Raw genomic sequence first — 20,296 nt, 5'->3', positions numbered from 1 at the left:
ACGGGCGCAGCAAACATCGCAGCGACGCTAGGGTAATCATGGTTGAAAAAGGGTTAACCTCGGCCGTGCAGGTCGGGACAAAATGGCCGATTTCGGATGGCAAATCCGCACGCTCCGGATGGCGCCAAAGCCATCCATAGCCCCCGGCGCGCAGATACCCGTACGTGTCGGCCGGTCGTTGCGGGGCGGGTTCGGTGTGTCGCAACACAGGCGTGTCTGGCCCGGGTTGGAGCAGAGCCGGTGATACGATGCAAGATGTCGGGCATGTTGCGAGGCCAACCGGTCGTTTCCGACGGGTCCGACCGGTCGGTCACTCTCGACAGTGGCACCACGTCAAAGTACCCTCACATGGATGCACGAACCGCCGAGGGCAAACATGGCCGGAAATCCGCTGAATGATCCCACCAACATCCTGATGTTGGAGCTGAAGTACGGGACCGTCGCGATAGGGCTTGCGCCCCATGTCGCGGAAAAGACCGTGGACCAAATCAAGGCGATCACCCGTAGCGGCGACTATGACAATGTCGCCTTTCACCGGGTGATCGACGGCTTCATGGCGCAGACGGGCGACGTGCAATACGGCGACCTGAAGGATGGCTGGGACCGCGATCTTGTCGGCACCGGTGGATCGTCCCTGCCCGACGTTCCGCTGGAGCCCTCGGGGAACTCCTTCCAGCGCGGTATCGTCGGCATGGCACGTGCGGCCGATCCCGATAGCGGCAACAGCCAGTTCTTCATCATGACAGATCCGGCGCCGTCGCTGGACGGGCAATACACGGTCTTCGGATTGGTCCGGGACGGGATGCCGTTCGTCGACCAGATCAAACAGGGCGACAGCGCTCAGAACGGCAAGGTCAAGGGCACGCCGGACCGGGTCCTCGACGCCTATATCGCCGACGATCTGGCCCCGGGACATGTGCTGGTCGGAGACGGCGGAAACGACAAGCTGAATGGCGGTGCTGCCTCGGAGGTCCTGTTCGGTCTGCGCGGCAGGGATGTGCTGAGCGGCGGCAAGGGCGGCGACACGCTGCGAGGCGGCGCGGGCAATGACAAGCTCAATGGAAACAAAGGCAAGGACGCACTAAAGGGCGATGCGGGCCGGGATATTCTCAAGGGCCACGCGGGCAATGACAAGCTGTTCGGAAACGTGGGCAAGGATGTTCTGGACGGTGGCAAGGGCAACGATGCGCTGACCGGTGGCCGGGGTGGTGACGCGTTTGTCTTCCGAAAAGGCTACGGCGTCGACCGGATAAAGGACTTCGTCAACGACGTGGATACGATCCGGCTCGATGACAGCCTGTGGAACGGCACCCTGAACAAGGGCCAGATCATTCGGAAGTTCGCGAGCGTGGAGAAAGGGGATCTCGTCTTCGATTTCGGCGCTGAACGGCTGGTAATTGAGGATCGTGGGACGCTGAACGACCTGAAAGACGACCTGGCGATTGTCTGAGCCACTGAGATCGTACGGAACGACCAGCCCGACGAGACGGTTTCATGTCCGGTTCGTGATGGTCAGACCATTGGACTTTGGACAGACGAGCGACCCGGGACGTGGAGGCAGGCTCCATCAATCGAGTCCAATTTGACACCCGGGTAGTGCAGAGACAGTCGTTTCCGGCCGTTTTATGCCCGGGTAACCGACATTGTCAGCAGTCGAAACCGCGCTTATTGCGCTTGTCGAATGTTGCCCCGCTGTCTTCCGCCGTTTCTCAGTCAACCGGCTCGTCGGTGGCGTGCGGGCTCTGTGGGAAGGTTCACGCTCATCGCTGGAGGCGTGGCGTCGGTGTCACCAAACAGCCGCGGAATCCCAAGGGGTTCGAGGTAGTCCCGGGCCAACGCCTCCTCCAGTCGATAGAAATCGTCGTTGAAATACCGAAACTCCCGAACGTCGCGCCGAGCATTGATCAGCTTTTCTTCCATGCCGTCATCAATTCGGTAGCGGCAAAACCCCCTGGAGAACTGGCCAACTGCGCTTTCCAGCCTTTTGTGATCAATCTCCACCTGTCCGCCTGTCAGAAAGGAAATGGCCTTCTCGGCTTCTCCGACCGTATTGGAATAGAGAGCATCGTATTGCACCCGGTGAACGCGGTCATTGGCACGCATACCGGGGTCCAGGCACCATTTGCGCACGAAGGCTTTCCAAAACCTCAGCCTCTGCGGCAGGAATCCGGCCCATTTCTCCGGACTGTCCTCAAGCTTGCCGCGGCAGACAATGAACTCGAAGTAAGATTGGATGCTCTCAAGCGGGTGACGGTATTGCACGAGATATCGGGCATCTGACGTAATCTGGCGATCGGACTTGCCGGACAGAAGGCCAGTGTCGTGGTCCTTGATGTAGTTCGTGTCCTCCGTGACCTTTCTTTCGGCCGCATTGTGTACGGATCCAAATACGAACTGGTCGTCGAAATAGGCCTCGAAGATGTTCCGCAGAAAACGGTGCCCCGATCGCGGGAAGCAGGGGTTCACGGTCTTGAGAATTGGGGACATCCGGCCACACGCTCTGGTTTCGGTTCTGGTCATCTTGCTCCAGTGCGTGTTTGCGTCAAGCTGTGCACCATAGGCGTATTGCTTGTGTATCCGCTCAGCCACGCCGGGCCCTGTGACCAAACCAACAGTCAAAACCTATGGACCTTGCCGGAGGGCCTCCAAAACCTGCCTCATGGTGGGGCGGTGGCTTGCGCCAGCCGCACGCCGTCCGTGCGGCTGGGCGCGGCTACAAGGCTGGCGCCACAGTGCGGCCAACCTGTTCGGCGGATTCACCGGGAAATGTGCCGGAAGCGCCAGTGTCGTCCTGCCGCGTCACATCCTTCGGCCTCCGGGTGGTCAGTGCAAAGGCGGCGACTGGGCGCCTATCGATGGTTCGCCTGTGAAACGAACAGGGCTCGCCCTCGACGTAGGGGGGTATGCTCCAAGCGCCCGCGTGGTGTGTACTCGTGTCCTTCGCGCAGGGAACTCCGCATTGCTCATCGCGTCCGCGGGCATTGCTTCCCCGGATGTCTTGGCTCTAGACGGGGCAAATTCCCGCAGGATTCCGTCACGATTCACGATGCGCTGTGGATTTCACGGCATGATAACGGTGGGCTCACGCGTGCCAGATGCCGCTTTCACGGCCGGGCGCAAAAAAGGTGGTGCCAGACGGTCGGATCCCTCCCCTCCTAGGAAAGCCTCCCTTCCGAGGGGCGACCGCTGGCTCGGGGAGATGCCCTCTCCCCGATTTTCAACTCTGCACGGAAGGTCTAGTCATGAAACACTTTATCATCGTAGCACTGCTCGCTTCCTACGCCGGAGATGCCTCGGCCAACGATCAACTCGCCCGCTCGCTCGGCGTCGAACCCGGACAGTTCACAACTGCCGAACTGACCCGCCTGAAGGCGGCGATCGACGAGGACGACGACGTCCGGATCCGGTTCATCACCAGCGATGGCATCGACGCCCGAGTGTCGAGCCAGACCGGCGGGAACTCCAGCGGCCACAATCAGCTTGCCGCGTCACTCGGGGTTGATCCCGATCGCTATACCACTGCGCAGCTGGTCCAGATCCGGCAGGCGGTGAACGACGACCAGTATCCGCAGGTCCGGTTCCTAAAGGCCAATGATCGGCTCAAGGTGGCGACCCTCTCGACCACGAATGTCCGCGCCAACGGTGGACACGTCCAGATGGCCCGGTCGCTCGGCGTGGATCCGTCCCGCTACACCACCGCAGAACTGACACAGATGCGTGGTGATCAGTGGTCGGAAAACTGAGACGCGTACCCACGGGGTGGCCCCGGGGGGGGCTGATGACCCTGCTCCAATCGTCCAGGGTCCAGGAAGGAGCATCTTCGGGTGCTCCTTCTTGTCTGTTTCGGCATGCAGTTCCGGTACTGCCGCCCGCTGACGGCAGACTGGTGCCATGTTCAAGCCACGACAGGCACGCCGTTGGTGCACCAGCACGGCAGGCGCCCTCTCCATCAGAATGGTTCTTTCGCGGCCAAAACCACCGACGGGTCCGGACCGATAGGCCACTCCGCGCTCCTGCGCGGAATGATGTGCATCACGCCCTGTGCGGTGAGCGCAAATCAACGGTCCACATCGTTGCGGCGCAGCAGATCAGCCGGCAGGTTCAGGCATCCTGCACCGACGCGGGTACGGGGCGGCGGCCCATCATATCTGTCGAAACGCAGGTCCAGCCGGTCGTTTGCGGGGTGGGTCCGCGGGTCATCAAGGGCAGCGCGCGCTGCGACCTCGGCGCGGGTCGGTTTTTGTCCCTTCTGCGCAAGGGTTGCCGCGATCCGGCCCACAACAGCGCAGGCGGTACTGGTCCCGCCCATCGGATAGGTGCTGCCGCTGAAAAAACCTGCGCCAAGCAGGCCCGGGCGGGCCGGGCTGAATTCGCAGCCCGCGGAAGCCGTGGGCCGGGCACGCGGCTTCGGCACGAAACCTTCGCTGGAGTAGGACGCCGGCTGGCGGTCGACGAGACTGTGGCCCGCCGCGACGAGAGTCCGTTTGCCCGTCGCAATGTCCGAGATCGTGCCCGCGTTGCCGACCACGGGTGACTTCGGCGCCTCCTGTGGCCAGACGGGACGCGGCGCAGTGAAGTAGGATTGCCGTGCCCCTGTCCGGGCCCGCCCGAGCGGATCGTCTCGCTCGATCCAGACATCGACCGTATCTCCATCTGGCAGGTCGATCGCACTGAATTCGAGGGCCCAGTCGCCGGCCAACTCCGGCTTCCCGCCGCGATGGCCGAAATGCGAACGGCCGAGCGCCGTATGACGCACCGCCAGCAACATCAGCGGCCGTTTTCTCCCGCCAAGGATCGGATGTGTGCAGATGATGTACAACCGCGCGACCACGTCCCCCCCGTCGAGGAGTTCATGCACACCGTAGTCTAGATCCGTGAAGCTCCGCCCGCCTCCACACGGTGGCGTCACCGTGAGCGAGATGGTGGCCTTGTCGTCGGGCTGGCCATCGCCGCGCCTGTGGCGACATCGGGGCAACCATATTTCAAGGAAACTCGGGGTTCCGTCGTCGGGCTGGATGTTCCACACGAGCTCTCGCGGCGTGGCAAGATCCGCATGGGTGAACTGGGCATGAGTCTGTGTGGCGAAACTGTTGCCCGCCGGCAGGGTGATGGCGGAGGCGGTGCCGTTCTTCACCGCGAGATCGAAAAGCGATTCCAGCAATCCCTCGCCATCGTGCCGCCCCGCGATACCGCCGAAACTGTAGTTGAGCATCGGCGGTGGCGTCAGGTTCCACGTGTTCATCCACTGCAAGGTGAGCAGGACGGAGGGCGCCAGCATCCCGCCGTGGGTGGCATCGACAGACGCCTGCGGCAACTCCACCGCCACGATCTGCGACGCCTCCGAGGGCCCGCCGCACAAAGTGTCCAGCACATGAGTTCCGTGCCCGGTTGCCGCAGGTAGCCGGCGCTCGGAGCCCGGACCGTAGGCCATGGCGTCATAGGCCGCATAGAGCCCCCAGTCGTCGACATTGCCGGCCTGGCTATGGTCCTTTCGCATGGCATCGATTTCCCGGCCCGAGGTCAGGCGCCCGAGAAACCGCGGGTCGCCCTTGTCCGGCAGGGCGCTCTGATCCCAGAATTCGACGATCCGCGTTTTTCCGTCCGCGTCAAGGAACCGCGCGTTGGCGAATGCGATCGCGGTGTCCAGCAGGACATGCACTGGCCTGCCTTGTCCGAGCGCCGGACGCGGTGGCACGACGGCCTCCAGCGCGGAAATGATCCCGGAGAGCGGCGGTGCCGGAACCGGCAGGCCGGCCAGCAACATGTCACCCCAACCCTTGTCCTTGAGCGCGTCGTGCATGGCTCTTGCCTCGTCGAAACGGGCGAAACCAGTGGTCAGCAGCTGTTCGTCGGGCAGAAGCATCGGGCCAACCTCCGGAAACACAGCGCCCGAGGCGAGCCTGCTTGTGCCACCCGTGGGCACGCTGTCCTCGCGCGGGGGGAACGCGGCCTTGAATGCAAACATGTCCCGTGAAGAGTTGAAACGGAACACATGGGCCAGCACCGTCCCATCCGCCTCCGCCCCGGAGCCAGACGTTGCCGGAAGCGGATCCGGGGCCAGGATCCAGTGCTGAATCGGGTGCTGCACCCCTTCCAGACCGTTCTGGGATCGAGGGCCTTGCCAGGTCAGGGTCATGGCTCAGGTCCACTCTTCCACGACGCCGTTCCAGAGAACGCCGAGTTCCCTGGACCCATCGGCCGAAATCGGCAGCGGGTTGTCGTCGGCGACCGGCGCGCGGCCGTAGGCCTCGTTCTCGGCCTTCTTGGAGGCATCTCCATCAAAGGCCAGTTCCGCCAGCCAGGGGTTGAAGTCCGGCGAGACCTTGTCCCTTTGCCCGGTTGCATGGAAACCGCGCCCGTCGAAGCTCCATCGCCAGACCGCCGGTATGGCGGATGCCTTTGCCGCGGGGCCGTTGGCCGGGGCACCGTCGGGGGAAGGATCGGTGGCGGCATCGGTGCCGCTGGCGGTGTTGCCCAGTGGCGCCGAACCTGAAAGCACCCGTGCGGCCGCCATCATCCGGGCCGTGAAATAGGTCCCCAACGCCATCCCGAGGTAGGCACCAGCAGCCGAGTCGACGGGGAAATGCACCCCGGCAACCGTGCGGTTGGCGGCAATCCGGAAGGCCAGCCGGCGCAATTGAACCTGCGTTTGCGCGGCCGGCGGTGCCGATGCGCCTGAACTGCCAGACCGCAACACCGCCAGGTGGGACAACACTGTCGCGATCGCAAAGGCCTCCGTTGCGTGGCCACTAGGATAGGCGGAGTGGCCGGGAGTCTGGATCATCGGCTGCACCTGTGGCGAGTATTCGTCGGGGCGGCGACAGGCCATGGCGTTCTTGAACTGCATCTCGATCGCAATCGTCGCGTCGTGCACCGCGCCGAGCATCTCCAGCGTCCTGGCGGTCCGACGCAGGCCGATATCCATGATCGAGCTGAAGAACGGCATGAAATCATCGACCTGGGCAAAGATCTCTCCGGCCCGGTCCACTCGCAGGTCTGCATAGCGGCGCAGCCAGTCCATCTGCGCGGCGAATTGCTCCGGCGTTGGCCGCCGCATGGCAAAGAAGATGTCGGGGGCGCCCGGGGTGCCGGGCATGTTCGAAAGCTGTGCCGGAAGGATCGGCTGGCGTTGGGCAAGCACGGCCCAGTTGTGATCGGCGTCCGGCGATTGCTGTGTCGCACTGAGCGCAAAGACCAGCGGCTGCACCAGTTCCTGCAGGAAGACGATGGATCGCGCCCGTTCCGACCAAAGCTCGATATTGGCGGGGGCTCCAAAGCCGTGCGGGGTCGGGATCCAGGCTGGCGCGCCGGATTGGTACTGCCAGTCTCCCACGATGCCGTCGCGGCTGCTGATCAGCGCCCCCGACGTGTAGGGGGAAAGGGTCTCCCCACCTGCGCCACCAGCGCCACCGGCTCCGCCCGCGCCGCCGGCTCCCCCGGCACCACCCGCTCCACCGGCGCCAAAGGGGCCACCTGCCCCCCCTGCTCCGCCCGCACCGCCGGCACCAAACTGACTTCTGACGATGATCTTTTGCGAAAACACAGGCATATTGCCCTCCGTCCTTGAAATACCGACGAAAACGGGTTGAAAACTTTACCCAACGGAAAGACAGATACCAGAATCACGCTTTTTTTGCTACGTTTCCGAAACTCCGACCCCGGCCGCCTCTCATTTCTCAATGCAAGGCCGGTGTCGGATCGGCACGTACAAGGACGTTTTGGGGTCAATTTTCATGACCACGTCGGCCAGGCTGAGTTTTCGGGTCATGGGCGTTTTCCGCGTCACAGGCCCGCACGGAACCGACCGCACCCCGCATTCGATGAAATCTCGCGGGCTCCTTGCCCTGTTGCTTGAAGCGCACGAGTTTTGCCGGGCACGAAGCTACCTTCAGGATCACCTCTGGAGCGATCGGCAACAGGAACAGGGCGCCAGCAGCCTGCGCCAGGCCCTCAGCGAAATCCGGCGCGCGTTCGGTCCTCACCGCGAGTTGCTGGAGACCGAGGGAAACCTTGTGCGGCTGCGGCGGGACGGTGTTGTAACCGACGCGGAGGATCGACCGCCCGGAGACCTGGACGCCGTCGAGTATCTGGAGGGTCTCGATATTCGCGATCCGGAGTTCGAGCGATGGCTGCGCGACCGGCGCCAACAGCGTGCGGCCGCGTACGAGAGTGATCTGGCTGCACCCGATATCCTCGCGCCTGTAGGTGCATCACGGCCTTGGCTCGTGGTCGAGAAGCCGACAGGTGGCACGGTTGTGGCCGAACACCTTGGGCAAGCCATTGCGCAGGGTGTCAGCGATCGCGGGCCGGTCGAGATGGTCCCGGATGGGCATGCGCCGCCGTCGATCCCTGAAGACAAGGCGGGATGCATCCTGTCGGTGGGCGAGCGCAACGATGCCTTTGGGAACTCGGTGTCGGTGCAGCTGCGGTCGCTCGACAACCGACGGGTATTGTGGACGACAATGGCCCCCCTCGATCCCGAAACCGGCGAAGGGCTGCTGCCGCAGATTGCACCGTTGATCGGCCTGGGGATCGACCGGATCGCGGCAGAATTGGCGGCGCCGCCCAGCCCGGCTCCCGGCCATGGTGCAGCAGCCGCGCCTGCAAGCCTGTTTGCGACCGTCGATGACATGTTGCGAACCCGGGGACGTGACTTCAAGGCGCTCGACACCCGGTTGCAGCTTTGTTTCGAGGAGGAACCGCGCGGCATCGTGTTGGCCTGGAAGGCCCTTCTGCGGTGCCTGGCCTTTGGCGAACGCCGCCGCGAGGATATCGGGTTGCTGCGGGACGAGGCCAAGTCGCTGGTCGCCCGCGCGGTCGAGATGGAACCGCAGAACCCGCAGGTCCTCGCCCTGGCCTCCCATGTCTACACCTTCGTGCTCGACAAGCCCCCGGTGGCGCACGAACTTGCTGCGCGCGCGCTGCGGATTGACCCGGTCAACGTCTATGGCTGGGCGAGCACCGGCTATGCACATCTCTCTGCCGGGCATGTCGAACGCGCCTACGAGGCGCTTCTGCGGGCACGGCGCTTCACCGGCGAGGGACCGCATCGACCGATGATTGACCTTCTCTTCGGGATGTCCGCGATCATTTCCGGACGGATCGCCGAGGGAACAGCGACGCTCGAAACGGTCAACGCGCTGCTTCCCGACTTTCAACCACCGCTGCGATTCCTGTTGGCCGGCTACCTTGCCCAGGGCGATTTTCCCCGGGCGGAGGATGCGAAACTGCGCCTGAGCGTGCTTGAAACCGGTTTCGAGCTCCGGGATTTCGCCGAACCGGACTACCCGACGCCATCGCTGCGCAACAACACGTTGTTGGACCTGAAGAACCTTCCAAGGCTTCTGTAGCGGCCCAGTGCAGACCCTTCAGATGTCCGTCGCGCCGCAGATCATGGCTTCCGACCATCACCGCGCGCCCGGCCGGGATGATCGGGCGCTTTCGATTGCCGTGCAAGGAAGTCCGTCACGACAGCCTGCGCCTCGGACAGGGCGTCGGGCGAAAACTCCAACCTGCTGAACGCGCTCTTTTCGACTTGATCGAATCCATGTGTCGTGCCCCGGAGCAGGTGTACGTCCACCTCTGCACCCCGCGCCGCCATCGATTCGGCAAGGACGTGGCAGGCTTCCTCGTCCACGATCGTGTCCCCCTCCACCAGCAGGAACAGCGCCGGCAAGTCGCCTCGCCACCCCGCCCGCCTGACCTGGCTTGCCACACCGCAATAGGGATAGAGGAGGATCGCACCGGCGAAGCCCTCCAGCGTCGGAGCCGAAAGGCTGTCCGGCCAGCGGCTCAGGTTGTAGGGTGTGCGACCGCGCGCATGCAAGGCGAGCATGTCGAGAATGGCCCAACCGCCATGGGAGGCGCCCATCAGCAGGATACGGTCCGGATCCACGAACTCCAGCTTGCGCGCATCCTCAATGGCGACGGCGATGTCGCCTGCACGCTCGCCGCCGGTCAGGATTTGCCCTGCACAGACCAGCCGCCAACGCTGCGCCGCGTCGTAGCCGCGCGGGCCATGGCTGTCGACGATCAGGGCGGCCCAGCCGCGCTCGACCAGCATCGTCGCCCAGCGATCCAAGTTGTCCTTCGGCCCGTCGCAACCCGACGCGAGGATGGCCGTCGGAAAGGGGCCGGGTCCTGACGGCCGGAAACTCCGGTAGGCCGGTTTCAACATCGCGGAGAGGCTGTCAGGGTCCCGCCGTTCGACCGACGCCCCCTGAACCTCAAGGTAGGTGCTGCACCCAGCCAGCGCCAACAGACAAGCTGCCGGGATACCAACTCTAAAGACCGCCGCGCCCACAGCCCGACACACCGCAGGCATCCCACGGAGCAATTCTGAACGATCGATCATCGCGGCCCGCCCCTGTCCCATACGACTCCAACAACGAATAGCTTGTACTGAACGGGCGGGGAACAAAATGCCGCCACGCTGCCCGAGGACAGTGCAAGGTTTCCCCTATCAGCAGCCGGACTTCCGAATGGAACGGTCGAGACAGCGGAGCTTGCGCGTAGGGACCCAATTCCCTTGTCTCAGGCAATAACGTGATCCCAGGCAGCAGGTTGTTCAAAACCTCAGATTGATGATCGTGTTATCTTGCATTCGCTCCAACCTTTCATGTCATTTTCAACGTTGGGCCGCCATTTTGCTGCCAGAATACCTTGCGAAAGCCTGTGAATGGCAACCTGCAATCCAGAAAAACTTCGCCAATCCGCAACCGACCGCGCCACCATTGTGGCCTGCGCCATCGTCTTTCTTGGCCTATGCGCCATGATCTGGGGGTTTGTAGCAGACGACGCCTACATCGTTGGTCGGTACGCGCGAAACGCTGCCGCCGGACACGGACTTGTCTATAATCTCGGTGAACGAGTATCTGCGCTCACCTCGCCACTCCATGCGCTGCTGGAAACGTCGTTGGCACACTTGGGTGTGGACCCGGTTGAGGGATACCGCGTTCTCGCACCAGTGTTGGTGCTTGGTAGTTGGCTTGCAGTATGCCGTGAAACAAAAATCCACGGTCCTGCGCTGATTGCTTTCACAGCGCTTACGCTCTTCTCGCCGTTCTTCGTGTTCTGGACCGTTGGCGGGCTGGAGACAGCGATGTTGGCGTGTTTCACCATTCTGTTCGTGTCGCGCCTGGTCGTGGTGAATCGCAACGGCACTGCAGAAACCTGTGACTTTGTTTGGCTGGGATTTCTGGCGGCGCTGATGTTCCTGACACGGCACGACAGCGTTCTTGTCTCGGCACCGATCTTGCTCGCAATCTTCCTGATCGAGTTTCACCGTCCAGCACTGTGGATCGGAGCCGCACTTTGCATTGCAATGTCGTCTAGCTGGCTTCTGTTTGCCACACTGTACTATGGCGATATTTTCCCGACGTCCTACTATCTGAAGCTCGCTCGCGGCGGACGCGCGCCGATAGACAGCCTTTCAGCGCTGATCAACTTCGGATTGCTCTCGGGGCTGGTGCCGGTCGCTCTGTTTGTCCGCCCTACTTCGATGAAAACCGCTCCGCCGTTGTCAAAAGCGATCCTTCGTGGCGGTGCAATCAGCGCCATTCTGTTTGCGCTTTATGCCAGTCACGCATCGGGCCAGCACATGATGTTTGGTTTTAGGTTTTTCATGCCATATCTGATGGGTGCGGGGCTTGTTCTGTCACTTTCACTTGTCAATCCGCGCCCGGTTCTGGCGGCACTCCTTGTGGGATGGCAGTTGGCAATGTGTATCGTGGTTACCCAGATCGGTGTAAACCCTGCGCCGCTGTCGCGCCTGCCTGGTCTTGATCGCGCATACATTGAGTACGAGTTCATTGTGCCGTCGAGTTTTCAGGCTTGGAGAAAGATGCTCGAACAGGATGCCGCTGAGATCGCGGAGCACTGGGCGGCACAAGAACTCGACGCCTCCCCAACGATCTATCTTCGAACAGGGGGTACAGCCTATTTCTTACCCGAGTTCTACGTGTTTGAGTCGCTGGTCTCCTACCGGCACGAATGCGGCGTGCCGATCGCAGAAATGATTGACGCGTCTCACTACATGCAGCAGCTCGGCCTTAGTGTCACCGGAAGTATGGTAGAGGATCGCGGTCGCGCTCGCTCCGATGTCGCCGACGACGCGGCATTGCTCTTTCCGACCGTCATCGAGGGAATGGGCCCCAATGTCACAGGGTATCTGTTCGGCGCAAAGCCCACACCATTGATACTGGGTCCGCAAATCGGATCGGCCTGCCATTTCTCGGCCCTAAACCTCGGCAAAGATAGTGACAATGAAGGCGGCGGGTAGCCCTGGCGCCCCACGGCAGCCAAGTAGTTCCTCGAAGAAAAGGAACCAGATGGGTTTCGATGCTTTGGCCGAAACGTCATTTGGTTCTTACGGGTTTGGCACTTGTGCACCCGATCTGCCGGCAACGAGCCAGAGCCAGTTTCTCAAGCGGCTCACTGAACGGAGGACCCGCAGAATTCAAGGTGTACGCCAACTCTCACTTGCTGGCCTGCGTTAGAATTGGGTGGCGCACCCGAGAGGATTCGAACCTCTGGCCTCTGCCTTCGGAGGGCAGCGCTCTATCCAGCTGAGCTACGGGTGCGTGCCGAAGGCGTATATCCGCTCCAACATCGGGCCGCAACATGCAATTGGCCTGTTGGACGCCGGAGCATGGGGCGAAATGGTCATTGCCACGGCGGAGCCTGGTCCGAACGATCTTTCGTCCCGGGAAGCGACACCGGACATGGTCATGGCCCTTGCTCTTGCCAGAGCACACATCCCTCCGACGAAGCAACTGCGTGGCCGCCTACGCCGTCCTCGACTGCAGCCAGCGACAGGCGTTGGGTCGCGTGAAGATCAAACTCCAGATCGCTGTCTTCTCACGAAAAAAGATCGTGGCAGAGTTCCAGCGCCTCGACCAGTTTGTCGACTTCGTCCCGCGTGTTGTACAGCCCGAAGGATGCACGGCAGGTCGCGCTGACGCCAAGGTGATCCATCAGCGGGCCGGCGCAATGGTGCCCCGCGCGCACCGCGACCCCCTTCTTGTCGAGCACGGTCGAGATGTCGTGGGGATGGGCGCCGCCATCCAGCGTGAAGGAGAAGATCGCCCCCTTGCCCGCCGAGCGCCCCTGCACGTTGAGCCAGTTCAACCCGTCGAGCCGGTCCCGAGTGTAGTCTCGCAGCGCCCGTTCATGGGCGGCGATGTTCTCCATCCCGAGGTCCATGAGGTATTCCAACGCCACGCCAAGGCCGATCTGCTGCACGATGTTCGGCGTCCCGGCCTCGAACTTCATCGGCGGATCGGCATATTCCACCGCGTCCTTGTGGACGTGGCGAATCATGTCCCCACCCCCGAAAAAGGGCCGCATTTCGTCCATCCGCTCCCGGCGGATGTGGATGGCGCCCGAACCGGACGGACCGTAGAGCTTGTGCCCGGTGATCGCATAGAAATCGGCGCCGATATCGTCGAGATCGACCGGCCCGTGCACGGTGGCCTGCGAGCCATCGACCACAACCGGCACCCCCCTGGCATGGGCGCCCGCGACAATGGCTTTCACATCGACAACCGTGCCAAGGACGTTGGACATGTGCGTGACCGCCACCAGCTTCGTCTTCGGCCCGATGGCGTCGATCACCGCCTGCGGGTCGAGATCGCCGTTCACGTCGACATCGACCCACTTCAGCACCACGCCCTGGCGTTCCCGCAGGAGATGCCATGGCACGATGTTTGCGTGGTGTTCCATGACGGAAAGCACGATCTCGTCGCCCGCCTGCAGGTGCGGCATGGCCCAACCATAGGCCACGAGGTTCAGCCCTTCCGTGGATCCGGAGGTCATCACGATCTCCTCGACGTCCTTCACGCCGAGAAACCGTGCGATGATCTCCCGGACACCTTCGTATTTCTCGGTGGCGAGATTGGAAAGGTAGTGCAACCCACGGTGAACGTTGGAATATTCTTCTGCGTAGCCACGGGTCACGGCATCGATGACGACCTGCGGCTTCTGCGCCGAGGCACCGTTGTCGAGGTAGACCAGCGGCTTGCCGTTCACCTCCCGCGCGAGGATCGGGAAATCCTTGCGGATATCCTGGACATCATATGGCACATCAGACACCGGTCGGACCTCCTTCCAGCCCGACGCCCAGCACGGCGAGCACAATCGACATGAGGACAATCAACCCCATCATGGTGAACAGAATGCCGACGAAAACCACGCCGGCGTTTCGAAATCCGTGCAACGCGCAGACGAATTGCGTGAGCAGGTAAAAGAACAGGCCGATGGAGGCGAGCCCGATCAGGCTGGCCATGAACGGCATCACGAACAGCGTGACGTTCTGCACCAATTGCAGGCAGACCAGCAGGAACTGAAGCCAGGCCACGATTGCGAGCGCGCCCGGCAAGGTCCCCTGCCCGCCGGCCAACCGACCGACGCCATGCACCGCCAGCACCACCAGCACCAAGAGGATACCCATCACGACCGTCAGCAAGACCGGGCTGAAGAAGAACCCCGGCAGCATCATGCCGCTGGTGTCGTCATAGGCGGCGGTGAGGAAGGCCGGCCCCTGCCCGACGATCACGCTCAGGATCACCACCAGCGCCAACACCTCCCAGAGCACGCCGGGGGCGATCTGGTAGCCGATGATCCGGCGAGCGGCGCCTTTCGGGTCCTTGAAGCTCTCCCGGACGAGGTCTTTGATTGGGAAGGAGAATTGAGTCATCTGGGGTCTTTCAGCCGGGCTGCGGACGTTCTGCCTCGAGAAGCGATATGGCCCAGAGGGCACAGAACGCAACCCCTACGAGCGTGTCGGCCACCATCAGTTGGGGTCCGGGGCCGATCATGGTCTCTACCATGCCGCGAAACAGCATCAGCGGGCTGACCGCAAGCACAGTCCAGAACAGTGCCATCCGGGCCGTGGCGAAACTGCCCTTGCCGCGGAACAGGCGTGCCATCACATGTCCGAGGGCCGCGAGCAGGTAGAACAGCAGCGGCCAGATGAACATCCAGCTGAAAAAGGTGATGCCCACCAGCGCCTCGCGCGGGGGCGCGTCCGCAGCCGTCAGCGGCACAGCCAGCAAACCGGGCAGTTGGCCGACGAAGATGATGAAACACCCCGCCAGCAGGTAGACGAGCGCCCGCGCTTCCGGCCGGTCGTCGCCGGCCATGCTACCCAGCAGGCGCCGCATGACAACACGCGGCGCCCGGTAGGTGTGCAGGATCTCTGTCGTGACGGACAAGGGCTCAGTCCCGCCGCCGCTCCAGCCAGCCCTCAAGCCGGCCCAGAACGTCCGCGGCAATCTCCTCATCCTCGATTTCCTCGATGGCCTCGGCCACGAAGGCAATGACCATGAGATCGGTGGCGAGGTCCCGGGGCACCCCACGGGAGCGAAGGTAGAACAACCCCTCCTCGTCGATGGCGCCAGAGGTCGAACCATGCGAACAGGCAACGTCGTCGGCATAGATCTCCAGTTCCGGCTTTGCCAGGAAGACACTGTCGTCATCCAGAAGCAACGATTGCGAGATCTGGTAGCCGTCGGTTTTCTGCGCCCCGTCCTTCACCAGGATCTTGCCCTGGAACACGCCGGTGGCGCCATTGCGCAGCACCTTCTTGAACACCTGGCGGCTTTCGCAGTTCTCCGCGTCATGGGTGACAAAGACCGTGTCATCGTGCAGGAAATCGCCATCGCCAAGCGCGGCACCGGCCACGTGGGCCACGGCGTCGTTCCCGGTCAGCTCGATCACGCATTCATTGCGCGTCAACACGCCATTGGCCGTCAGCGTGAAGGACTTGAAAGTGCTTTCACGGCCAAGACGGGCGAAGGTGTGCGTGACCGCGCGGCGTTCGTGGTCGCGGCCCTGCGTGCGGACATGATGGAACGCGGCGGTGTCGGCCACTTCCACCTCCATCACCTTGTTGAACCGCGCGGCGGCGGGGCCGTTTTCCAGGATTGTCAGTTCGGCACCGTCCTCGACCTTGATGACGTGGTGCAGCACCGCATCAGAGGTCGTGTTCCGGTGCAGGTAGATCAGGTTGACCGGCTTCTCGGCCTTGCCCGTCGCCCGGATCACCACGCCATCCGTGGCCACGGCGGTGTTGAGCGCCGCGAGCGGCCGTTCCACCGGATCCTGCCCGCGGGTTTCCAGAACCCCGTAAACGTCCTTGGCCCAGTGGATATCGGCGCTGGCAACATCGGCCAGGCGTTCGATCTCCACGCCGCCGACCGCCGGATCGTCGGATGCCTCGGGGTCGAAGACACCATCGACGAAGTAAAGCTTCACCCGGTCGATATCGCCAAAGGACACCTCACCCTCGGCATCGAAAAGCGCGGCTTCGGGCACGTCAGCCTGAACCAGCGTGTCGGGACGGGTGTACTTCCAGTATTCGTCGCGGGCGTGCGGCAAGCCCATCGCCTGCACCCGGGCCAGCGCGGCCTCGCGCGCCTCCCGCAGCCACGCCCCGCTCTCCGGCAGGCTCAGACTGGCCAGCCGTGCCTCCGTGGCCTCCAGTTTCACTTGCGGCAGAGCCATGTCACGCAACCTCCGCAAGGATATCGGCATATCCGTTCGTCTCGACCTCAAGGGCCAGCTCCGGGCCACCAGTCTTCACGATGCGGCCATCGGCCATGATATGCACGACGTCGGGTTTGATGTGATCAAGCAGGCGCTGGTAGTGCGTGATGACCAGGAAACCCCGGCCCGCATCGCGCAAGGCGTTCACACCTTCGGCCACGAGCTTCATCGCGTCCACGTCGAGGCCGGAGTCGGTCTCGTCCAGGATGCACATCTTTGGCTCCAGAAGGGCCATCTGAAGGATTTCGTTGCGCTTCTTCTCGCCACCGGAAAAGCCCACGTTAACCGGGCGCTTCAGCATGTCGGCGTCAATCTTCAGCGATTTCGCCTTCTCGCGGATCAGCTTCAGGAAGTCACCGGCGGAGATTTCCTCCTCGCCGCGTGCCTTGCGCTGCGCATTCACGGCAGTCCGCAGGAAGGTCATGTTGCCGACCCCGGGGATTTCCACCGGGTACTGGAACGCAAGGAACAGGCCGGCGGCGGCGCGTTCTTCCGGCTCCAGATCGAGCAGGTCCTCACCATCGAGCGACGCGGCACCCTCGGTGACCTCGTAGCCGTCACGGCCCGACAGGACGTAGGACAAGGTCGACTTCCCCGAGCCGTTCGGCCCCATGATCGCATGCACCTTCCCGGTTTCGACCGTCAGGTCCACACCCTTGAGGATCTGCTTGTCCTCTTCTTCAAGTTTCACGTGCAGGTTCTTGATTTCCAGCATTTTTCATCCTTGCATGCAAAGCAGGCCGAAACCCTCGCGGGTCCGGCCGTCTGTTTCGATAAAGCGTTTGTTCGGGGTCGGTGTCGGGTCCGGCGTCAGCCGCCGATCGCACCGGTCAGTGAAGCGAGCGCCGTCTCCGGCCCTCCCTGTAGAAACCATTCCGCAATCTGCGGCTGCGAATTCAGGGTAACCTTGTAGAGCACGAACAGGATCAGGGTGGAGGCTGCCACGGTGAACAGCTTTTCGCGCGTGAGCGGACGCCGCTTGCGGCCCTTGGTCTTGCCCTCGGACACGCAGATTCCGTCGGGCACCCACTGCTTGCCCTGCTCGATGCGGTGAATCCTGTCCATGAATGCCTGGTCCGCTGCCATGCCCTTTTCCTCGCTGCAGTATCCTTGCAGCGGAACGTGGCCTCGAAACCGGGCAATATTGGGACAGAAACAGCACGTTAAGAGATCATTACTGCGGTGCCGGAGGCCGAGACCATCAGCATGTTGTTGACCACCTCGTAGTCGAGATCCACGCCGACCACCGCATTCGCCCCGAGCTCTGCGGCCCGCTCCTCAAGCTCCCGCAAGGCCGTGTCCCGCGCCTCGCCAAGGCTTGTTTCATAGGCGTTGGAACGCCCTCCGATGATGTCGGTGATCCCTGCGAAAACGTCCCGGAACACGTTGGCGCCGATGATGGCCTCGCCCACGACGATGCCCTTGTAGTCGGTGATCTGGTGGCCCTGAATGGCAGGCGTGGTCGTCACAATCATGCCATTTCTCCTTCCCAGTAATCCCGGCCATCCTCACGCCGCCCGACATGTTTGAGATGCGCGGACATGAAGTCGGCTCCGGGCGCCACGGCGATGGCGGCGAACTTTCCACTGTCCGGGTATTCGACGACCTCCGGATCCTGGGTGGTCGAGATCCCGATGTATCGCAGGGGTGTGGTGCCGGAGTTGATCAGCTGGTGCGCTGTCTCCGGTCCGCCCTTTGGAGCGCCACACACGGATCCGGCCCGCACCGGATGCTCGGTCTCGCCAAGGCGAAAGGTTCCCTCGCCCTCCAGGATCACGAACATCTCGTCATTGCCGAGGTGATTGTGAAAGGGGAAAGCCCGCTTACCCGGCTGGACCGTGACAAGCATTGCACCAAGCCCGGACAGGCCAAGCGGCCCGCCAAGCGGGGAAACGGTGGCACCAAAGGTTGCGGAGCCCCCTTGCGGCTCCATAGGGAAACCATCGAGCCCGTCGGTATCGATCACCGGTCCGTTCATGTTGTCCTCCTCGGGTTCAGCTGTCCCAGCCCGCGCGCCGGGCCAGGTGCCGCAGGACCAGCGCCAGCAGCCAGCCGGCCACGGCACCGAGCGCCACCCCGAACACCGGATTGCCATTCTGGGTGCCGAAGGTGATGTAGAAGACACCCGTGGCGCCGCCCAGAACGGTCAGCCCGAACGGCAGAAAGGACCAGAAACCGCCCGTATTGCGTTCCGGATCAGCCAACGGAGCCTTCCAGGGAAATCGCCACGAGTTGCTGCGCTTCCATGGCAAACTCCATTGGCAGCGCTTGCAGCACCTCCTTGCAGAAACCGTTCACGACAAGCGCAACGGCCTCTTCCTCGTCCATGCCGCGCTGACGGCAGTAGAACAACTGGTCGTCATCGACCTTGGAGGTCGTTGCCTCATGCTCGCAGCGGCTCGAATTGTTCTTCACCTCGATGTAGGGCACCGTGTGCGCCCCGCAGTCGCTTCCGATCAGCAGGCTGTCGCATTGCGTGTAGTTGCGTGCTTCCTTCGCCTTCGGATGCACCGAGACCAGCCCACGGTAGACGTTCTGCGACTTGCCGGCGCTGATGCCCTTCGACACGATCCGGCTCTTCGAGTTCTTGCCGAGGTGGATCATCTTGGTCCCGGTATCGGCCTGCTGGTGGTTGTTGGTGATGGCGATGGAGTAGAACTCGCCCTGGCTGTCGTCGCCGCGCAGGATACAGGACGGGTACTTCCACGTGATCGCCGAGCCGGTCTCGACCTGGGTCCACATCACTTTCGACCGGGCACCACGGCAATCCGCACGCTTGGTCACGAAATTGTAGATGCCGCCCTTGCCGTTTTCGTCGCCGGGGAACCAGTTCTGGACCGTCGAGTATTTCACCTCGGCATCGTCCAGCAGCACGATCTCCACCACGGCCGCATGCAACTGCGCGGTGTCGCGCTGCGGCGCGGTGCAGCCTTCAAGGTAGCTCACGTAGGCCCCCTTGTCGGCGATGATCAGCGTGCGCTCGAACTGTCCGGTGTTCTCGGCATTGATGCGGAAATAGGTGCTGAGCTCCATCGGGCACCGGACGCCCTCGGGGATGTAGACGAAGGATCCGTCGGAGAAGACCGCGGAATTCAGCGTGGCATAGAAATTGTCGGTCTGCGGCACCACGGAGCCGAGGTATTTCTTCACCAGTTCAGGATGCTCCTGGATCGCCTCGGAGATGGAGCAGAAGATCACGCCTGCCTTGGCAAGCTCTTCCTTGAAGGTCGTGCCAACGGAAACGGAATCGAACACGGCGTCCACGGCGACCTTGCGGCCCTCCTCCGGCGCGTTTTCCGCGCCTTCGACGCCTGCCAGAATGGCTTGTTCCTTCAGCGGAATTCCAAGCTTGGCATAGGTTTCCAGCAGCTTCGGATCAACATCGTCGAGCGACTTCGGCTTTTCCTGCATGGAGGCCGGCTTGGCGTAGTAGTACTGGTCCTGGAAGTCGATCTCGGGGATATTGAGCATCGCCCACTTGGGCAGGTCCATCTGCTCCCAGCGGCGGAACGCCTGCAGGCGCCATTCGAGCATCCACTCCGGCTCGTTGTTGCGCTCCGAGATCAGCCGCACGATGTCCTCGTTCACGCCCTTGGGCGCGTATTCCATCTCGATCTCGGTTTCCCAGCCGTACTTGTAGGTCCCCATGTTCTGGACGGCCTCGACGGTCTCCCGATCCACGCCCTCTCGAACTTCCAGCTCCTGATCTACAACCGTGTCCATGCATCCATCCTGTCATGAGTGTCGCGGC

18 protein-coding genes, 1 tRNA gene and 1 pseudogene are annotated in these 20,296 nt (G+C 62.7%); 5 read left to right on the top strand and 15 right to left on the bottom strand.

All coding sequences use genetic code 11. From position 1 onward, the window contains the following. Positions 1-376: 376 nt before the first annotated feature. A pseudogene (locus CLV78_RS24410) lies at positions 377-901 on the top strand (peptidylprolyl isomerase); the annotation flags it as partial. A gap of 15 nt (positions 902-916) precedes the next feature. Beyond that, positions 917-1,450: a calcium-binding protein gene (locus CLV78_RS24725; protein ID WP_281261130.1), complete on the top strand. Its 534-nt coding sequence runs from the start codon at positions 917-919 to the stop codon at positions 1,448-1,450. A 263-nt stretch (positions 1,451-1,713) separates the two neighbouring features. Here CLV78_RS24725 and CLV78_RS03355 read toward each other — a convergent pair whose 3' ends face one another. Then, entirely contained in the window at positions 1,714-2,487 is a 774-nt protein-coding gene (locus CLV78_RS03355; protein WP_106203326.1) for a hypothetical protein, read from the bottom strand. A gap of 755 nt (positions 2,488-3,242) precedes the next feature. Between CLV78_RS03355 and CLV78_RS03350 the strand changes: the two genes are divergently transcribed. Beyond that, positions 3,243-3,743 carry a hypothetical protein gene (locus CLV78_RS03350; protein WP_106203325.1) on the top strand — a complete coding sequence of 167 codons (501 nt, stop codon included), beginning with the start codon at positions 3,243-3,245 and terminating at the stop codon, positions 3,741-3,743. 314 nt (positions 3,744-4,057) lie between these two features. On the opposite strand, the gene CLV78_RS03345 is transcribed toward CLV78_RS03350, so the two are convergent. Next, the gene (locus CLV78_RS03345; RefSeq protein WP_106203324.1) at positions 4,058-6,136 is read right to left on the bottom strand and encodes a S8/S53 family peptidase; all 2,079 of its coding nucleotides are present in this window, start codon (positions 6,134-6,136) and stop codon (positions 4,058-4,060) included. Positions 6,137-6,139: 3 nt separating this feature from the next. Continuing rightward, positions 6,140-7,549 (bottom strand): phosphatase PAP2 family protein, encoded by a 1,410-nt coding sequence (locus tag CLV78_RS03340; RefSeq protein ID WP_106203323.1) that lies wholly within the window; start codon positions 7,547-7,549, stop codon positions 6,140-6,142. Positions 7,550-7,733: 184 nt separating this feature from the next. Here CLV78_RS03340 and CLV78_RS03335 point away from each other — a divergent pair, with 184 nt between their 5' ends. After that, on the top strand, positions 7,734-9,350 hold the full coding sequence (locus CLV78_RS03335; RefSeq protein ID WP_146136625.1) for an AfsR/SARP family transcriptional regulator: 1,617 nt from the start codon (positions 7,734-7,736) through the stop codon (positions 9,348-9,350). 41 nt (positions 9,351-9,391) lie between these two features. On the opposite strand, the gene CLV78_RS03330 is transcribed toward CLV78_RS03335, so the two are convergent. Further along, positions 9,392-10,258 (bottom strand): dienelactone hydrolase family protein, encoded by an 867-nt coding sequence (locus CLV78_RS03330; RefSeq protein ID WP_211300931.1) that lies wholly within the window; start codon positions 10,256-10,258, stop codon positions 9,392-9,394. A gap of 420 nt (positions 10,259-10,678) precedes the next feature. On the opposite strand from CLV78_RS03330, the gene CLV78_RS03325 reads away from it, so the two are divergent. Further along, a complete protein-coding gene (locus tag CLV78_RS03325; RefSeq protein WP_106203320.1) occupies positions 10,679-12,280 on the top strand; it encodes a hypothetical protein in 1,602 nt (533 codons plus the stop codon). Positions 12,281-12,504: 224 nt separating this feature from the next. Here the strand turns inward: CLV78_RS03325 and CLV78_RS03320 are convergent. From CLV78_RS03320 to sufB, 11 genes are all read right to left on the bottom strand, one after another. Beyond that, a tRNA-Arg gene (locus tag CLV78_RS03320) sits at positions 12,505-12,581 on the bottom strand. A gap of 277 nt (positions 12,582-12,858) precedes the next feature. Continuing rightward, positions 12,859-14,091 (bottom strand): cysteine desulfurase, encoded by a 1,233-nt coding sequence (locus tag CLV78_RS03315; RefSeq protein WP_245924816.1) that lies wholly within the window; start codon positions 14,089-14,091, stop codon positions 12,859-12,861. Then, positions 14,084-14,695 (bottom strand): YIP1 family protein, encoded by a 612-nt coding sequence (locus CLV78_RS03310; RefSeq protein WP_106203319.1) that lies wholly within the window; start codon positions 14,693-14,695, stop codon positions 14,084-14,086. Before CLV78_RS03310 ends, CLV78_RS03315 begins: the two co-directional genes overlap by 8 nt. 10 nt (positions 14,696-14,705) lie before the next feature. Beyond that, a complete protein-coding gene (locus tag CLV78_RS03305) occupies positions 14,706-15,212 on the bottom strand; it encodes a hypothetical protein (RefSeq protein WP_106203750.1) in 507 nt (168 codons plus the stop codon). Positions 15,213-15,216: 4 nt separating this feature from the next. Continuing rightward, positions 15,217-16,503, bottom strand: a complete 1,287-nt coding sequence (gene sufD, locus CLV78_RS03300) for a Fe-S cluster assembly protein SufD (RefSeq protein WP_106203318.1) — start codon at positions 16,501-16,503, stop codon at positions 15,217-15,219. A gap of 1 nt (position 16,504) precedes the next feature. After that, a complete protein-coding gene (sufC, locus tag CLV78_RS03295) occupies positions 16,505-17,260 on the bottom strand; it encodes a Fe-S cluster assembly ATPase SufC (protein WP_106203317.1) in 756 nt (251 codons plus the stop codon). Between the two features lie 95 nt (positions 17,261-17,355). Further along, on the bottom strand, positions 17,356-17,631 hold the full coding sequence (locus CLV78_RS03290; protein ID WP_106203316.1) for a hypothetical protein: 276 nt from the start codon (positions 17,629-17,631) through the stop codon (positions 17,356-17,358). Positions 17,632-17,708: 77 nt separating this feature from the next. Further along, positions 17,709-18,020 carry a heavy metal-binding domain-containing protein gene (locus tag CLV78_RS03285; protein ID WP_106203315.1) on the bottom strand — a complete coding sequence of 104 codons (312 nt, stop codon included), beginning with the start codon at positions 18,018-18,020 and terminating at the stop codon, positions 17,709-17,711. Next, positions 18,017-18,523 carry a cupin domain-containing protein gene (locus CLV78_RS03280; RefSeq protein WP_106203314.1) on the bottom strand — a complete coding sequence of 169 codons (507 nt, stop codon included), beginning with the start codon at positions 18,521-18,523 and terminating at the stop codon, positions 18,017-18,019. The genes CLV78_RS03285 and CLV78_RS03280 overlap by 4 nt, the downstream gene beginning before the upstream one ends. 16 nt (positions 18,524-18,539) lie before the next feature. Further along, positions 18,540-18,749, bottom strand: a complete 210-nt coding sequence (locus tag CLV78_RS03275) for a hypothetical protein (protein WP_106203313.1) — start codon at positions 18,747-18,749, stop codon at positions 18,540-18,542. Continuing rightward, the gene (gene sufB, locus CLV78_RS03270) at positions 18,742-20,268 is read right to left on the bottom strand and encodes a Fe-S cluster assembly protein SufB (protein WP_106203312.1); all 1,527 of its coding nucleotides are present in this window, start codon (positions 20,266-20,268) and stop codon (positions 18,742-18,744) included. The genes CLV78_RS03275 and sufB overlap by 8 nt, the downstream gene beginning before the upstream one ends. Between the last annotated feature and the right edge of the window lie 28 nt (positions 20,269-20,296).

Source organism: Aliiruegeria haliotis, from assembly GCF_003003255.1.
GTDB lineage: Bacteria > Pseudomonadota > Alphaproteobacteria > Rhodobacterales > Rhodobacteraceae > Tropicimonas > Tropicimonas haliotis.
The sequence above is the reverse complement of the archived record's forward strand: the minus strand, read 5'-3'. Positions and strand labels throughout refer to the sequence as shown.

Excerpts from the sequence above, each read along its gene's own strand:
- CLV78_RS03355 (WP_106203326.1), bottom strand. The coding sequence starts at position 2,487 with ATGTCCCCAATTCTCAAGACCGTGAACCCCTGCTTCCCGCGATCGGGG.
- CLV78_RS03350 (WP_106203325.1), top strand. The coding sequence starts at position 3,243 with ATGAAACACTTTATCATCGTAGCACTGCTCGCTTCCTACGCCGGAGAT.
- CLV78_RS03345 (WP_106203324.1), bottom strand. The coding sequence starts at position 6,136 with ATGACCCTGACCTGGCAAGGCCCTCGATCCCAGAACGGTCTGGAAGGG.
- CLV78_RS03340 (WP_106203323.1), bottom strand. The coding sequence starts at position 7,549 with ATGCCTGTGTTTTCGCAAAAGATCATCGTCAGAAGTCAGTTTGGTGCC.
- CLV78_RS03335 (WP_146136625.1), top strand. The coding sequence starts at position 7,734 with ATGACCACGTCGGCCAGGCTGAGTTTTCGGGTCATGGGCGTTTTCCGC.
- CLV78_RS03325 (WP_106203320.1), top strand. The coding sequence starts at position 10,679 with ATGGCAACCTGCAATCCAGAAAAACTTCGCCAATCCGCAACCGACCGC.
- CLV78_RS03310 (WP_106203319.1), bottom strand. The coding sequence starts at position 14,695 with ATGACTCAATTCTCCTTCCCAATCAAAGACCTCGTCCGGGAGAGCTTC.
- sufD (WP_106203318.1), bottom strand. The coding sequence starts at position 16,503 with ATGGCTCTGCCGCAAGTGAAACTGGAGGCCACGGAGGCACGGCTGGCC.
- sufC (WP_106203317.1), bottom strand. The coding sequence starts at position 17,260 with ATGCTGGAAATCAAGAACCTGCACGTGAAACTTGAAGAAGAGGACAAG.
- CLV78_RS03290 (WP_106203316.1), bottom strand. The coding sequence starts at position 17,631 with ATGGCAGCGGACCAGGCATTCATGGACAGGATTCACCGCATCGAGCAG.
- CLV78_RS03285 (WP_106203315.1), bottom strand. The coding sequence starts at position 18,020 with ATGATTGTGACGACCACGCCTGCCATTCAGGGCCACCAGATCACCGAC.
- CLV78_RS03280 (WP_106203314.1), bottom strand. The coding sequence starts at position 18,523 with ATGAACGGACCGGTGATCGATACCGACGGGCTCGATGGTTTCCCTATG.
- sufB (WP_106203312.1), bottom strand. The coding sequence starts at position 20,268 with ATGGACACGGTTGTAGATCAGGAGCTGGAAGTTCGAGAGGGCGTGGAT.